Below are 16,369 nucleotides of genomic sequence, written 5' to 3' on the forward strand. Positions count from 1 at the left end.
CCTTATATTATTTCCAAAAAATGCAAACAAATAGAATCATTTTTTTAAACATCCTTATAGTACTATTGATAGGATGTAAAAAAGAAACAAATGCACAAAATAGGGATATCCTAGATACAGTCAAAACTAAAAAAAATGAGGTAACTAAAACGAATTATTTAGAGAGTCTTCAATACAAATCGTTTGTCGTGAGTTGTGGTGGAGGTTGTGCAATGACTTATATAGCAAATAATGTCGAAAAAGATAATTCTGTTTTTAAAGTGAAATTTACGGTTGAAATGTACACTAATGAACAGTTATCAGACACTTATAATGAAACCTACTTATTTTTCTATGATCAGACAGGTAAAATCTGTAAGATCATATTAGAAGGCACAAAAAATAATGCTTTAGAAACTCTACCTAGTGGAGCTCGTAGATCATTTATAGAATTCAGCCAAAATTTAATTAAAGTGACTTCACCAGATAATCAAAATAAGTCAGAAGAAAATAAATTTATTGTGGAAAAAAATCCCAAAAAAGTAAATTTACCATTTAGTTTTTATGACTATTTTAATAATGATTATTCTGAAAGCAAATATCCAAATTATGAACTCAAACCCTTTTTAATAGATTTTTTGAAGAACAATAGTTATGATACAGAAACATATAAAGGTCTTGTGATATATTCCGATGAAAATTTTTTGTACCTACTTATTTCAATACTTAGGGGTGATTCAGAATATTTTGTCTTAGTAACAACAAAAAATAATGTAATTATTGATTACAAAGAGATAGGTTTAATAGGTGACGAAAACCCAGTTACTTTTAAAATATTACCAAATTTTATTATTGAAAGATATAATGGTAATGGCCCTAACCTCAATGCTTTTGAAAAATTTAAAATTAATGAAGCAGGTAAAATAATCAAAGAATAAACGTTCTTTTAATTTTTTAGTAAAAACTAAAGAAGGATATATTCATAAAAGCAGGATAAAATCAAAATAATGTATCCTAAATGAACAACATCGAAAATTACTAAACTCTCTAATGGTTCAAGCGGAATTATTTCTAAAAGAAAACGATGAGTTTGCTCCGTTTGGTACATACATTGGAGCTTATTCTGAAACAACCGATTCAAACGAAATGTAATGATCTACTAATACAGGGAGTAAGAGAAGATCTAAAAGACGAAGATATCTAAGCAACAGCTATCCTACACAATGGTTCATGTTCAATATTATTAACAAAGTATTTCTTTCTTTAAAATGAAAGAAAATATAAAAATTAGGAAGCAACATAAGTTTAAATTGTGATAACCGGAAATAAAAAAGCCTTTCTTTCGAAAGGCTTTTACTAATTTATTGTAGTTTGTATTACTTTGAAGCAAGCACTTCTTTCTCGGAAGTTGTTTTTCCATGTACATCTTCTTCTTTTCCTTTCTTAAGGAAGTCATAGGCGATTGCCGATGCAATAAAGATAGATGAGTAAGTACCAAATCCAATACCGATTAACAGAGCAAACATGAATCCTCTCAGGTTATCACCACCAAAGATGAAAATCGCAAGGATTACCAAAAGCGTAGTGAATGAAGTGTTGAATGTTCTACCCAACGTACTTGAAATAGAATCATCAAATAATCCAGCTAATGTTATTGATTTCTTCTCTCTCAGATATTCTCTAATTCTGTCGAAGATAATTACCGTATCGTTGATTGAGTACCCTAATACCGTAAGGATCGCAGCAATGAAATCCTGGTTGATCTCCATGTTGAACGGCATATATTTGTGAAGTAATGAATACGTCCCTAAAATGATAACCGCATCGTGGAATAATGCTGCCACAGCACCTAACGAGAACTGCCATTTTCTAAATCTGAATAAGATATAGATAAAGATACCAGCCAATGCAGCAACAACTGCAAGAATACCGTGTGTCTGAATATCATCAGCTACCGTAGGTCCTACTTTTTCAGATGAAATGATACCCGCGTGATCTTTGTCTGCAGATTTGAAATCATTTAAAGTAATAGTAGAAGGAAGATCTCCTTTTAATCCTTCAAATAACTTCTGTTCAATTGTCTGGTCAGCTTTTAAAGATTCATCCTCAATAAGGTAATCTGTAGATATTTTCAACTGCTTAGAGTTTCCGAAAGTCTTAGCCTCTACAGAAGAGTTTTTACCATCTTCTGTTTTGAATAGTTTTACTAATTTTTCTTCAACATCATTAGCATTTACTTCTTTATCAAATCTTACAACATAGTTTCTACCCCCTGTAAAGTCGATACCATATTTGAATCCGTGTGTAAACATAGACACCAAGCAGATTACTGTTAATACAGCAGAAACGATATAAGCGTACTTTCTCTTTCCAATGAAATCGATCCACGTATTTCTGAATAGGTTTTTTGTAGGAGGAGTCCACACAGAAAGTTGTTTACCTTTGTTCAGTCTGCTGAAGATCATTACTCTTGATAATAATACAGAAGTGAACAATGTCATGATAATACCGATCATCAATGTCAATGCAAAACCTTTAATAGGTCCTGTTCCGAAGAAGAACAATACAACTGCAGTTAATAACGTAGTTGAGTGACCATCAATAATTGCACTTAATGCATGTTTGAAACCATCCTTATAAGCTTCTAAGATACTCTTACCCGCAAATAATTCTTCTTTCGTTCTTTCGTAGATGATTACGTTTGTATCTACTGCCATCGCCATCGTCAATACGATACCTGCGATACCAGGAAGCGTTAACGTAAAGTCTCCGGAATCCATAATTCCGAAAATATAGAATAAGTTGATTATCATTGCGATTACAGCGTAAACCCCTGCACCACCATAATAGAAAATGATATAAACAATGATAATTAAGAATGCAATAGCAAATGAAATCATACCTGCGTTGATAGATTCCTGTCCTAATGACGGACCTACCTGAGTAGCCTGAACTACTTTTGCACCTGCAGGTAATTTACCCGCTCCTAATACGTCTACTAATTCTTTAGCTTCTTCCTGAGAGAAGTTACCAGAGATTTGAGTTCTTCCGTTAGGAATAGCACCTACAACGTTTGGCGCAGTATAAACTCTGTTATCAAGAGTTACAGCAACTGGTTTACCAACGTTTTTCTCAGTTAAAGTTTTCCATTCTTTTGCTCCTTTAGAATCCATCTGCATATCTACCACTACTCTTCCAAGTTCGTCGTAGCTGATGTTAGCTGTTTCTACAGCACCGTCTACCGGAGCTTTTTGGTTAATGTTACTTCTGATCGCATACAATACTAAATCATCAGGACTTGTAGCTTCAGGTTTGTAACCCCACATGAACTGTGTATATTTAATGTTTGCAGGACGTGAAGCAATCCCCACTTTGCTGTTTAAAATCTTGTTTACAGCAGCAGTATCAGATAGTTTTACACTTGCAACACCATTCGTTCTTAATTTGTCAAGCTGTAAAAGGTTCATGAAGTTCACATTCTTTGCAACTCCCATAGAATCTCCTTTCGCAGCAACCATAGTTGTCAATGTTTGGAAATAAGGTGCAATTTCAGGTATTTGCTGTACTTCCCAGAACTGAAGTTTTGCAGAAGTCTGAAGCATTTTCTTTACCTTATCGATATCCTTCATACCAGGCATCTCTACAGAAATTCTAGCTGTTCCAGGTACTCTCTGAACGTTTGGCTGGATTGCTCCAAGTTTGTCAATTCTCGTTCTGATAACCTCGAAAGCTGTTCCTACAGAAAGATCTACTCTTCTTTTAACAATACTTTTTACCTGCTCATCAGCCGTGTTGTACTTGATTTCAGATAAATTTGTATTCCCGAAAAGTTCCGGATCTGCAAGCTTAAGGTTCGTTCCTTTTGCTTTGTTTATCGCATCGAACTGATCAAAGAAGTTGTCGATGTAAGATTTTGTTGAGTTTTTCTGAACTTCATCAGTCTTGTTCAAAGCCTCAATAAGAACAGGGTTCGTTGAATAATTGGTCAAATCATTTACCAAATCTCTCTGGTTGATCTCCAATAGAACATTGATCCCTCCTTTTAAGTCAAGACCAAGTTTCATTTCCTTGTCTTTAGCTTTAGAATAATAAAGCTTCGTATACCCAAGATTAAGAGTATCTTCCTTGATGCGTTTGATCTCTTTCTCGTTTCCTTTCGCAGCTTCAATCTGCGATTCAATTTTGCTCGTGTACCAGGTTGGCAATAGCTCGTTTAAGCAGATCAACCCCAGGACAATAGCAACAATTGTAATAAGTCCTTTTCCTTGCATTTTGTTATAACTACGTTAAATTAAGTCGGCAAATATAATGATTTTCTTGTATTTTATGAATTTTTAACAACAGAAATGGTTTATTTTCAGATATATTGGTATTCTGATTTCTATTTAAGATTTAACAATTTTTTCATCGTATCTTAATGAAGTCTTCAAAATATAATTGGTATAAAATTTTCATACTTATTTCAACACACTAACTATCAAAATATTATGAAAAAATTACTTTTTACCTTTAGTATTTTTTCTTCTTTAATTGTTAATGCTCAAAGCATTAATTTGGAAGAATTTGTTACCGAACTTACCAACCCGGTTGAGATTACAAACGCCAATGACAGCCGATTGTTCGTGGTACAGCAAAACGGAATGATAAAAATTATTCAACCCAGCGGAGCTGTCAATCCAGTTAATTTTCTGAATATTTCAACGAAAATTGTCTATGGCGGAGAAAGAGGTCTTCTCGGACTTGCATTCCACCCACAATACCTGACCAACGGGTATTTTTTTGTATACTATAACAACACCGCCGGCAATGTGGTAGTCGCAAGATACACCGTAAGTACTACAGATCCCAACGTGGCTGATCCTGATTCTGAGAAGATCTTATTGAATATCCCCAAACCTTTCGAAAATCATAATGGAGGAAGCATACATTTCGCACCCGACGGCAAGCTATGGATCATCACCGGAGACGGCGGCAGCGGCGGAGATCCGAACAACAATGCTCAAAATAAAAATGTGCTTTTAGGAAAAATGCTGAGAATAGATGTAGATGCCACTACAGATCCTTACAACATTCCGACAGATAACCCATTTGCAGGATCAACTGTAGACGGTGCAGATGAGGTTTGGGCTTACGGGCTTAGAAACGGATGGAAGTTTTCTTTTGATCTTGATACAGGCAACGCATGGATTGCTGATGTAGGACAGGGAGCTATAGAAGAAATCAACAAAATGCCTATTTCTCAAGCCGGTCTTAATTACGGCTGGAGATGCTATGAGGGAAACACTGCTTATAACACCGCAGGGTGTCCACCACAGTCATCCATGACATTTCCTGTTGCCGTATATGATCATTCAGGTGGAAAATGTTCCATTACCGGAGGCTACGTTTACCGAGGCTCTGAATATCCTTCATTACAGGGAAAATACTTTTTTGCAGATTATTGTTCCACACAAATCGGCATCCTGAACTCTGACAATTCTATTGTTTGGACGTCTCCTTATACCGGAAACCGTTTTTCTACCTTTGGGCAGGATTCTCAGAAGGAGCTTTACGTAGCAGCCGTTAACAGCGGAAAGATATTTAAGATTAAAACAATCACCTTAAACACACAGGAAAACCAACATTCACAAAGTCTAAAGATTTATCCTAACCCTGCGAGTAAAGAAATTTTCATTGAAGGAGTAAAGGATAAAAAAACAACTTTGGAAATAATCAGTGTTGACGGACGAAAAGTATTAGAAGCCAATCAAATTATCAATGGTAAAAGCATTGATATTTCAAGAATACCGGCTGGTGTCTATTTTATAAACTTAAAATCCGGTGATCTGAAATCTTACAGCCAGAAAATTGTTATTAAATGATGCTTGTAAACAAAAATGACAGCCACTAGATTATAGTTTATGATATTACTTTATTATTTAAACAGGATATGAACAATTATTTTAAGCCTTACCATTAGAAATATCTATTAACGCGTTCTTATTCGTGAATTAGTGGCAAAATAAAAAAGCGGTTCATTACTGAACCGCTTTTGTTTTATATAGTCATTGAGAAAATCCTGGTTTCAGGTTTATTTCTCATCATTCTCAGGTCAAAAACCATTGCAACATTTCTGGTGAATGCTCTTCCTGCTTCCGTAATTTTTATTTCTTTGCCGGAAATCTCAACCAGCCCGTCATTTTCCATTTCTTTCAGCATTTCCAAAGCATTATCAAGTTCTGGGAAAGAGTTATCAATATTAAATGTAGTTTCCAGCTGACACATTAAATTTAAAATATGCCTTCTTACGATAAGATCTTCTTCATTCAGAACGTGACCTTTCACTACAGGAATTTTACCTTCTTCTACCATCGTCTGATATTCTTCCACCGTTTTTACATTTTGAGCAAAAGCATACCATGAATCTGAAATCGCTGACATTCCAAGTCCTACCATCAACTGAGTATTACTTGATGTATACCCCATAAAGTTTCTGTGAAGTTTCTTATGGATCAATGATTGGTATAAATCATCATGTTCTAAAGAAAAATGGTCCATTCCTACCTCAATATAACCTAAATCCTGAAGTAATTTTTTACCATCTTCATACAGTCGTCGTTTTTCTTCTCCACTTGGCAAATCACCTTCATCAAAACCTCTCTGCCCTACTCCTTTCACCCATGGAACGTGTGCATAAGAATAGAACGCCAGTCTGTCCGGTTTCAGTTCCATTGTTTTTCTGATGGTATTTTCCATCGCTTCCCAGGTCTGATGCGGAAGCCCGAATACTAAATCATGACTGATTCCTCTGTAGCCGATTTCTTTAGCCCATTCCGTTACATTCTTTACATTCTCAAAAGGCTGAATTCTATTGATAGCTTTCTGCACTTTCGGATCATAATCCTGAACACCAAAACTCACTCTTCTGAACCCAAGATCATATAATGTCTGAAGATGCTCCTTTGTTGTATTATTCGGGTGTCCTTCAAAAGAAAACTCAGGGTGTTCTGCAATATCTACCGTTGTAAAGATCCCTTCCAGTAATGTCTTTAAATTCTCTGGAGAGAAAAACGTTGGAGTACCACCACCAAGATGTAGTTCTTTTAATTTTGGTTTTTCGTCAAAAAGTTCAAGATAAAGTCTCCATTCTTTCAGTACACTTTCCAAATAAGGTACTTCAACACTATGTTGCTTTGTAATACGTTTATGGCATGCACAGAATGTACACAATGCCTCGCAGAAAGGCAAATGGATATAAATAGAAATTCCCTCCTCTGCATTACTTTCATTAAAAGACCTGATTACGCTCTCCTTCCATTTTTCCGGTGTAAAGGTGGAATCATCCCAGTAAGGAACGGTAGGATAAGAAGTGTAACGTGGTCCGGGAATATTATACTTATCTATTAAAGAGTTCATTTTGAAAATTAAAATTTTATAAGGTAGAGGAAATTTAGCATTTTAAAATTCCATCCTACAAAATTAACCATTAGTTATGAATTTTAGCCTATGAATTATATTAGGTTATAGTTTAGAATGAGTCTAAATACACTATTTAAACCTGTTACGATTATAATGATAAATTCTATTCCTTTTATTTAAAATTTTAATTTCATCACTGCAATTTTACTATTTCCAGCAAGAACAATGCGATTACCATCGATCCATTCACAAACGAAAAACCCTTTTTCATCGGAAATTTTCGTCCATGATTTCCCAAAATCTGAAGAATAGCTAATATGCTTATCCCCTACACTGATCATTTCTTTTCCTTTTGATCCTGGCTTAATTTTCACACAGGTAGTATATCCTGCATTCTGTCCTGAAGCCTGAATCTGCCAGGTTTCCCCACCATCAGTGGTTGTTGCAAGATTATTAATATTCGCATCCTGCTTGGTATAATCGCCACCTACAGCAACCCCGAATTGATCGTCATAGAAATCAATAGAATACATTCCTTGCGAAGACTCTCCCTGAATGAATGGTGTTTTAAAAACTTCCAGTTTCTCTGTTTTAAGATCCATCCTTATAATCCTTGAAGCCTTACCACCTGTTGCAATCCATAGATATTTTTTGGAAGAAGCGATATTTGTATTACTTGCTGCGAAAGCTGCCTCTCCTTCATTCAACTCCACATTATTTTTAAACATTCCCCAATGACCGTTTTTATAGACAGCCAATTTTAATAAATGATCTTTGTCTGCATCGCTGAATGTATAAGCCAACTTATCATTTACAAAATGTAAGGCATCATAAAACGCAGTCTTCGCAGTATCTGAAAAAACAGTCTGGAATTTCAGATCTTTTTTATTAATTTTAAAGAAGTAAGCCGGGCTTTCAATATTAATAGCATAAAAAGAATTTTTATCCTGAGCCAATGTTCTGAACTGCAACTTTTTTTCAGAAAGTAAAACCTGCTTTTGATTTTTATAATTCTTTAAATCTACAAAGCCAAACTTAGAGTCTGTTCCGCTATACCAGACTTTGTTATCATACAATTCAAGAGCTCTGATACTGATTTTATCATTAAGAATAGTTTCAAGGTTTTCCACTTGTTGGGAAAATGCGGTAAGTCCTACGGATAGGAATACAATGGAAAAAATCTTTTTCATAGTAATAGTATTGGGACAAAAAAAACCGCCGAAGCGGTTTAATATGATTATTAATCTTGATTCTGGTATTTTTCAGGATTGTTAAGTTTACTGTTTGATTTTCCGTACAGGAAGTATACCAAACCTCCTAAGAACAACCATACAGCTGAAAGTTCTAATGCATGAGCACTTAAGTTAAAAATCAAATAAATATTGATAAATACTCCCAACGCCACAACTATTTTGTAAGCCGGAACTTTGAAAGGTCTGATTAAATTTGGTTCTTTTTTTCTCATTACCCAAACAGCAATACAAACCAGTGTAAATGCAAACAGGGTTCCGAAACTTGTCATATCAGCCAATGTTGAAATTGGAGTAAACGCTGCGATTAATGCTACAACAATTCCTAACAAAATGATTCCTTTGTAAGGTGTTTTTGTTTTTGGATGAAGATCACCAAAGAATTTAGGAATCAATCCGTCTTTTGCCATTCCGATAAAGATTCTGGACTGTCCCATCATCATTACCATTACTACGGAAATTAATCCTACAGTAGCAGCAATGGTTACGATATTACTTGCCCAGTGTTTTCCGGCAATCTCAAATGCATACGCAACAGGAGCTTTAATAGCATCAGGATATTTTCCTTCAGGATTAAAGTCTGTATAATGCATCATACCTGTTAATACAAGAGATACACAAATATATAAAGCTGTACAAACCAATAATGAAGCAATAATTGCGAAAGGCACATCTTTCTTAGGATTAATAGCTTCCCCAGCCTGCGTAGAAACCGCATCAAAACCAATATAAGCAAAGAAGATTGCCGCGGCTCCTGAAATAATTCCCTTAATACCGTAGGCAGAAACCAGATCTCCTTCAGAATTTTTAATCTGAACCTGATCAGGAATAAAAGGCTTCCAGTTTTTAACACCGTCTACAGCGTTATAAAGATCAGTATTAGAGAAAATAATATATACACCAGCGATAATTACAAAGATAACCGCTGAAGTTTTCATTAAAACAATCAGGTTATTCGCTCCTGCAGCTTCTTTAGTTCCCTTTACCAATAATGCAGTAATCAAAAGAACAAGAATAAACGCAGGCAGGTTCATAGAAAAACCATCTCCTGTATAACTTGCCGGATCTGATGTCAGATAAGCAGGCAAATGAATATTAAAAATCTTCAAAAATTTGTTAAAATATCCCGACCAACTCACGGAGACCGCCATACTTGCCATGGCATACTCCAGGATGAGACACCACCCCATTGCCCATGCAAAAATTTCTCCTACTGTTCCGTATGCATAAGCATATGCTGAACCTTCAACAGGTATAATTGATGCGAACTCTGCATAACACAATGCAGCAAAAACGCAGGCAATTCCTGCTATAATAAAGGAAATTGCAAGTGCAGGACCTGCATGATAATAGGCTCCTGTTCCCGTAAGAACAAAGATTCCACCTCCAATGATAGCACCTACTCCTATTGCTGTTAAACTCCATTTTCCAAGGACTTTCTTCAGCTCACTTTTCTTCATATCTGCCTCATAGGCACTTAGTGGCTTTTTAACCCAAATTTTCGACATGTTTTTTTATTTATTTAAGGATTCACGAAAATATAAAAAATTTAGGAACTCTCACATTTATCGTCAAACTTTCATCATTTATTTTACATTAATGTCTTAAAAAATCAAACATGACATTATTTAATTCATTTTAAAAAGTCCATATTTTTGTTTATTTTTGATCGCATGAATTTATATGATCTTTTTGTAAAGCCCTATGAAAGCTACGATTCCTTACAAATCATACTGGAAACGTCAGGTGCTATTTTCGGAACTTTGAGCGTATATTTTTCCATTAAGAAAAATATCTGGGTATATCCCACCGGAATTATTTCAACCCTGATCTATGTATATATTCTTTTCAACTTCGGGTTACTGGGAGATTGTCTCATTAATGTATACTATACGATAATGAGTGTCTATGGCTGGGTTTTATGGGCTAAAAACTCTGAAGATCATATACACGTGGATGTTACCTGGGCAACAAGGAAAGAATGGTTTTATGCAAGTATTCTTTTTGTTCTTAGTCTGGCATTGGTTACAATTATTTACTATTATAAACCTTATATAGATAATAAATTTTCGATGGAAGGCACTAATCTTGGATTATATCATTTAGATTGGGCAAATTGGATGGATGTTTTTACAACTTCAATTTTTTTAGTGGGAATGTGGTTTATGGCGAAACAGCGCATAGAGAACTGGATTTTCTGGATTATCGGAGATTTTATTTGCATACCAATGATGATTTTTAAGGGTCTTGGAATCACTTCGGTTCAATATTTGGTATTTACTATAATGGCTATCTTAGGATACCTAAATTGGAAAAAAAGTTTTAAAGAAAAAAAAGTACAATAAAGTCATGAAAAATTTATTAAAAATAGCAGTTAGTATCTTTGCTATTAGCACATTAACCTCTTGTATGGCATATACGGACGGATATGGTAGTAATGGAGGTTATGGATATGGAGACCCATATTATAACAACGGATATTACTATGCTCCTTCCGGATATTACGGAAATGGCGGATATTGGGGTAATGACGGCTATTATTATAGAAACAATATTAATTACTACTATGATAATGGTATGCCTTACTATTATGACAGTTATAATAACTCCAGAAGAAAAGTATACGTAGAAAGAAGAAATACAACGACTACGCAAAGACCAAATAATGGTTTCAGAAACGGAGGTTCATACAATAATGGTAATGGTTATAATAACAGAAATACCAATAACGGAAATAACGGGTTCAGAAACTCTAATGGAAACCAAAATAATCAGGGTAACCAGAACAACAATGGATTCAGAAACTCAAACAGTAATGGATACCAGAATAACCAAGGTAATCAGAACAACAGCGGATTCAGAAACCAAAGTTCAGGAAACAGCTCCAATAACAACAGTTTTGAAAACAGAACATTGAATATGGGCGGAGGCTTCAGAAGCTCAGGAAGTACAAACAGCAGTACACCTGCAAGATCAGAATCTTCGAGTGGCGGCTTCAGGAACAGCTCAAGCAGCCAAAGCAGCTCTGACACCTCAAACAAGCAAGGCGGAAGAGGCTTTAGATAAAACGATTATAAATAAGGAAACGAACAGCTAACACTGTTCGTTTTTCATTTTAAATATATTAATTTTGCTTCTTCATTTTAGACAAAAAATATATGGAATTTTATAAATATCAGGGAACCGGAAATGATTTTGTAATGGTAGACAACCGTGATCTTCAGTTTCCAAAAGACAAAAGTATCATTGAAAAACTATGCGACAGACGTTTCGGAATAGGTGCAGACGGACTTATTCTTCTGGAGAACGATCCTGATTATGATTTTAAAATGGTGTATTATAATTCTGATGGCGGTGAAAGTACTATGTGCGGAAACGGAGGAAGATGTCTTGTTGCTTTTGCTTTTTTTCTTGATGTTTTTGAAGATAAGTGTAAGTTCATAGCAACAGATGGAGAACATGAGGCAGAAATCCATAATGGTATCATTAAATTAAAAATGATAGATGTAGACACTATTTCCCAAGACGGAAATGATACAGTTATGAATACCGGCTCTCCTCACTATGTAAAATATGTGGAAAATATTGCTGATTACGACGTTTATACTCAAGGATACGGAATCAGAAATTCTGAAAATTATAAAGAAAAAGGAATCAATGTAAACTTTGTAGAAAAAATTTCTGACAATGAGATATTTGTAAGAACCTATGAACGAGGCGTTGAGGACGAAACTTACAGTTGTGGAACCGGAGTTACAGCTTCTGCTTTAACTTTTCTTCAAAAACACAATCTAACTTCTGTAAAAGTTAAAACCTTGGGAGGTAATCTTAAGGTGTATGCTAAAAAAAACGGTGAATCTTTCTGCAACATATGGTTGGAAGGTCCTGCAAAGCAAGTTTTTAAAGGTAAAGTAGATATTCTTTAAGATCAAAAAAAACTTTTAATCAACATTATTTAAGAATGAAAAAAGCTATTCTCATTATCATTCTGCTGGTTTTTGTAGTCGCAGGATTTTTTGGTTTGAGATTTTATAATAAATATTTTGGAAACAACGTAGAAAAGGACGGTTACATTCTGATCCCTCATAAGGCAAATTTTAATCAAATCCTTGACTCTATTACTCCTTATATTAAAGACCGTGAATCTTTTGAAGCTGTTGCTAAAGATAAAGGTCTGAATGCAAATTTTAAAGCGGGGCGTTATCATATTCAAAGTGGTAAAGGAAATACTGATCTTGTTAATATGATTAAAGCTGGTAATCAAACGGCAAATTCTTTCAGAATTGGAGATTTTGGTGATATGTACCAGATGATTGGTAAAGTTACCAAGAAAACAGAACTGGATTCTCTGCATTTTGTGAATGATCTGGATATTGTAGCCCAAGAGAAAGGATATCGAAATATTGAGGATTTAAAGAAATATTTTTTCATTGATACTTATAATTTTTTCTGGACCGTAAGTCCTAGAGAATTTTTTGCAAAGTTTGAAGATCAGTATAATGATTTCTGGACTAGTGAAAGGAAAAATAAAGAACAACAGTCTGGGCTTACAAGAGAACAGATTTACGCTCTTGCATCTATTGTTTATAAAGAGTCAGGAGGCAAAAAAGATGAAATGAAAACAATTGCCGGATTATATCTGAACCGTTACAGAAAAGGTATGAAACTTCAGTCTGATCCTACGGTAATTTATGCTATCAATAAAGAGACAAATTTTAAAGAACCCATCAAAAGAGTATTATATAAACACCTGTCTACTCCATCTCCATACAATACGTATGCAAATGCAGGTATTCCTCCGGGACCCATCTGTGTGGTAGATAAAAATTCTGTGGATGCTGTTTTGAATGCGGAAAACAACAATTATATATTTATGTGTGCTGATCCTGCAAGATTCGGATATCATAAGTTTACAGCAAGTGCTGAGGAACATGCTGTAAATGCAAAAGCTTATCAGGATTGGCTTAATTCAAAAAATATAAAATAAGCGTAGCAGACACCTAAAATTTTATACAGTTAGAAAAACAATAAATTGATCATAATATTTTGATAATCAAATTGATATGGATATTCAAAATATTACGGGTTATACTTTCACGATTTTATACAAAAAAATAACCTATGAAGAATAAGACAGAAATTGTCAATATTTTCACACGAAAAGCACTAGGACTTACTTTTGTACTCTCTGCAGCAGCATTAGCTTTTGCACAGGATAAGACAGGGGTTTCAGGGATTATTGTCAATAAGAAAAATCAGCCTGTTCCGTATGCCTCAGTAACCTTTAGTAATAAAGCCAACAAATCATTAAGTGATGCTGTATTGACCGATGAAAAAGGATTATATCAATTACAGCTTGCTCCCGGTGAATATGATGTGACGGTAGAAGCTATTGATTACAAAAAAAGTGTAATCAGTAAAAATATTACAGGTCCTGGAAATATCGGAGCCTTATCTATAGAAGCTGAAGGCACTACAACATTAAACGGAAAGACAACGGAACTACAAGGCGTTGTAATTACCGCATCTGCTGCCAAACCTTATAAAGTAGAACTGGATAAGAAAACTTATGATCCATCACAGGATATTGTAAGTAAAGGAGGAAGTTTACAGGATGTTTTGACCAATGTACCATCGGTTTCTGTGGATACAGATGGAACAGTTTCTATGAGAGGAAGTACTAATGTAAAATTCCTTATCAATGGTAAACCATCTTCCCTACTAGGAATAGATGATGGAGCTAATGCTTTGCAAAGTATTCCGGCTGATCAAATCGAAAGAATTGAAGTGATTACCAACCCTTCTTCAAAATTTGAAGCAAGCGGAACTTCCGGGATCTTAAATATTATTCTGAAAAAGAGTAAAAAAGTTGGTTTTAATGGTAGTGTTGTAGGTACTTTAGGATATTTCCCGAGAACATCATTGAATGCGAATCTGAGCTGGAGAAAAAATAACTGGACCTGGTTTGTAAACGGTGGTGGTGGTTACACTGAAAATAAAACGAAAAATAATGCTGAAACGACTTATCACACTTTAGATTTCCCCAAGATTGATTCAATTAAAGGAACTCCAAACGTCCCTGTTCATCAGTATCAAAATTCTATTAATAAAACTTATAACAAAAACTATAATCTAAGTGCAGGTTTTGTATATGATCTTTCTGAAAAGACTTCCATCAATTTAACAGGATTGGTGAGAACATTTGAAGGGGACGGAAATGAACTTGTGAATACTTACGACAGTTTTTATAAATATACAGGCAATTCTTCTAATCCATGGAGTCTTTTGAATCCATATACATTAAGAGATTCTAAAACAACTTTCAATAATCTTGCATTTCAGGGAGATGTAGGTTTGGATCATAAATTTGATGATAACGGACAAAACCTTTCCTTATCATTAAGCTTACAAAGAAACAGAAGCAACAATAATGCGGATATTCTTGAAAGTGTAGATGGCATTGCTTCTGTACAGGATATTACGAGAAGACATTCGGTAAGTAAAACCATAATCGGAAAAGCTGACTATGAATTACCATTAGGAGAAAAATCTAAGTTAGAAGCAGGTTATCGATTAGATGTTAATGATAATACTTATGATAATTTAGTAAACAGTACATCTAATAATCCTTTGATTTCGAATTATAACAACAACACTGATTATAGAGAAATGTTTAACGCTTTCTATGTTCAGTTCAGAAGTAAAATCGGAAATTTTGGGTACCAATTAGGATTGAGAGATGAGGTTTCAAATGTTAAAATCAATTACATCAATCAAAATCCGGATACTCCTCCGATTAATAAAACAAAGAATTACAACAATTTATTCCCAAGTGTATTCTTAAGTTATGATGTTTCGAAAAACAATCAGATTTTGGTTAACTACTCTCGTAGAATAGACAGACCGAGATCATTCTTTATGGTTCCGTTCCCGAACTACACCAATAACCAGAATATTTTTGAGGGGAATATCGATTTGAATCCATCCTATGTAGATTCTTATGAAGTAGGTTATAACATCACAAGAAAGAAGTTTACCATTAACCCTACTTTATATTACAGACGCGCAACGGATGACACTAAAATGCTTGTCTACAGACCTGACGAACGTGAGAGAGTATTTTATACAAAGCCTGAAAATTTGGGTAATGACGACCGTTATGGTTTAGATTTAAACTTCACTTATGATCCTTTCGCATGGTTCAAAATTATGGGAAGTGTAGACCTTTTCGGATATAAAACTACTGGTATTGCAAGTTATGCAACAAAAGATGTTGATGGAATTAACCAAACCCGTTCTCTGGATTTTACAGGAAGTGGTTTCTCTACGAGATTACGTCTTAATACAACTTTCAGACTTGATAAAACATTAAGTGTACAGCTTCAAGGTTTCTACAGAGGAGGACAGAAGACAGCAAGCCAGGACAGAAAAGACATGTATGCTTTAAACTTTGGAGCATCAAAGACAATCTGGAAAGGAGACGGAACAATTTCATTCAATATCCAGGATATCTTTAATACAAGAGGTATGGAAGTATACAACTACAGTAATGATTATACACGTAGCAGCTTCATGCAGTGGCAGCCAAGACAGTTTTCTATTTCTTTAACCTACAGATTTAAACAGGGTGAGAAAATAGAACAACCTAAGAGAAAAAAGGATATCAATTCCAATGAAAATAAAGACGACCAACAAGGTCCGATGTAATACAAACAAAAACCCGAAATTAAAATTCCGGGTTT

At 34.7% G+C, this 16,369-nt stretch carries 11 protein-coding genes; 7 read left to right on the plus strand and 4 right to left on the minus strand.

The genetic code is table 11. The features are described 5' to 3' along the window. The first annotated feature begins 20 nt into the window (after positions 1-20). The gene (locus tag BW983_RS14170) at positions 21-917 is read left to right on the plus strand and encodes a hypothetical protein (protein WP_076552548.1); all 897 of its coding nucleotides are present in this window, start codon (positions 21-23) and stop codon (positions 915-917) included. 438 nt (positions 918-1,355) lie between these two features. On the opposite strand, the gene secD is transcribed toward BW983_RS14170, so the two are convergent. Continuing rightward, positions 1,356-4,250 (minus strand): protein translocase subunit SecD, encoded by a 2,895-nt coding sequence (gene secD, locus BW983_RS14175; RefSeq protein ID WP_076552549.1) that lies wholly within the window; start codon positions 4,248-4,250, stop codon positions 1,356-1,358. Between the two features lie 216 nt (positions 4,251-4,466). Between secD and BW983_RS14180 the strand changes: the two genes are divergently transcribed. After that, a complete protein-coding gene (locus BW983_RS14180) occupies positions 4,467-5,840 on the plus strand; it encodes a PQQ-dependent sugar dehydrogenase (RefSeq protein WP_076552550.1) in 1,374 nt (457 codons plus the stop codon). Positions 5,841-6,015: 175 nt separating this feature from the next. Here the strand turns inward: BW983_RS14180 and hemN are convergent, their stop codons facing one another. The 3 genes from hemN to BW983_RS14195 all read right to left on the minus strand — a co-directional run bounded on the left by hemN (position 6,016) and on the right by BW983_RS14195 (position 10,135). Further along, complete coding sequence (gene hemN, locus BW983_RS14185; RefSeq protein WP_076552551.1) at positions 6,016-7,374, minus strand: oxygen-independent coproporphyrinogen III oxidase; 1,359 nt, start codon at positions 7,372-7,374, stop codon at positions 6,016-6,018. Positions 7,375-7,553: 179 nt separating this feature from the next. Further along, positions 7,554-8,567 (minus strand): WD40/YVTN/BNR-like repeat-containing protein, encoded by a 1,014-nt coding sequence (locus BW983_RS14190; RefSeq protein ID WP_076552552.1) that lies wholly within the window; start codon positions 8,565-8,567, stop codon positions 7,554-7,556. Positions 8,568-8,617: 50 nt separating this feature from the next. Next, positions 8,618-10,135 carry an amino acid permease gene (locus BW983_RS14195; RefSeq protein WP_076552553.1) on the minus strand — a complete coding sequence of 506 codons (1,518 nt, stop codon included), beginning with the start codon at positions 10,133-10,135 and terminating at the stop codon, positions 8,618-8,620. Between the two features lie 165 nt (positions 10,136-10,300). Here BW983_RS14195 and pnuC point away from each other — a divergent pair, with 165 nt between their 5' ends. The 5 genes from pnuC to BW983_RS14220 all read left to right on the plus strand — a co-directional run bounded on the left by pnuC (position 10,301) and on the right by BW983_RS14220 (position 16,334). Next, entirely contained in the window at positions 10,301-10,972 is a 672-nt protein-coding gene (gene pnuC, locus BW983_RS14200; RefSeq protein WP_076552554.1) for a nicotinamide riboside transporter PnuC, read from the plus strand. A 4-nt stretch (positions 10,973-10,976) separates the two neighbouring features. Then, complete coding sequence (locus BW983_RS14205; protein WP_076552555.1) at positions 10,977-11,693, plus strand: hypothetical protein; 717 nt, start codon at positions 10,977-10,979, stop codon at positions 11,691-11,693. A 92-nt stretch (positions 11,694-11,785) separates the two neighbouring features. Next, complete coding sequence (dapF, locus tag BW983_RS14210; RefSeq protein ID WP_076552556.1) at positions 11,786-12,553, plus strand: diaminopimelate epimerase; 768 nt, start codon at positions 11,786-11,788, stop codon at positions 12,551-12,553. 35 nt (positions 12,554-12,588) lie between these two features. After that, on the plus strand, positions 12,589-13,614 hold the full coding sequence (gene mltG / locus BW983_RS14215) for an endolytic transglycosylase MltG (protein ID WP_076552557.1): 1,026 nt from the start codon (positions 12,589-12,591) through the stop codon (positions 13,612-13,614). 134 nt (positions 13,615-13,748) lie between these two features. After that, positions 13,749-16,334 (plus strand): TonB-dependent receptor, encoded by a 2,586-nt coding sequence (locus BW983_RS14220; protein WP_076552558.1) that lies wholly within the window; start codon positions 13,749-13,751, stop codon positions 16,332-16,334. The last annotated feature ends 35 nt before the right edge of the window (positions 16,335-16,369 follow it).

Origin of the sequence: Chryseobacterium ureilyticum, assembly GCF_900156735.1 — a bacterium.
GTDB lineage: Bacteria > Bacteroidota > Bacteroidia > Flavobacteriales > Weeksellaceae > Chryseobacterium > Chryseobacterium ureilyticum.

Coding starts and splice junctions, on each gene's coding strand:
- BW983_RS14170 (WP_076552548.1), top strand. CDS start 21: ATGCAAACAAATAGAATCATTTTTTTAAACATCCTTATAGTACTATTG.
- secD (WP_076552549.1), bottom strand. CDS start 4,250: ATGCAAGGAAAAGGACTTATTACAATTGTTGCTATTGTCCTGGGGTTG.
- BW983_RS14180 (WP_076552550.1), top strand. CDS start 4,467: ATGAAAAAATTACTTTTTACCTTTAGTATTTTTTCTTCTTTAATTGTT.
- hemN (WP_076552551.1), bottom strand. CDS start 7,374: ATGAACTCTTTAATAGATAAGTATAATATTCCCGGACCACGTTACACT.
- BW983_RS14190 (WP_076552552.1), bottom strand. CDS start 8,567: ATGAAAAAGATTTTTTCCATTGTATTCCTATCCGTAGGACTTACCGCA.
- BW983_RS14195 (WP_076552553.1), bottom strand. CDS start 10,135: ATGTCGAAAATTTGGGTTAAAAAGCCACTAAGTGCCTATGAGGCAGAT.
- pnuC (WP_076552554.1), top strand. CDS start 10,301: ATGAATTTATATGATCTTTTTGTAAAGCCCTATGAAAGCTACGATTCC.
- BW983_RS14205 (WP_076552555.1), top strand. CDS start 10,977: ATGAAAAATTTATTAAAAATAGCAGTTAGTATCTTTGCTATTAGCACA.
- dapF (WP_076552556.1), top strand. CDS start 11,786: ATGGAATTTTATAAATATCAGGGAACCGGAAATGATTTTGTAATGGTA.
- mltG (WP_076552557.1), top strand. CDS start 12,589: ATGAAAAAAGCTATTCTCATTATCATTCTGCTGGTTTTTGTAGTCGCA.
- BW983_RS14220 (WP_076552558.1), top strand. CDS start 13,749: ATGAAGAATAAGACAGAAATTGTCAATATTTTCACACGAAAAGCACTA.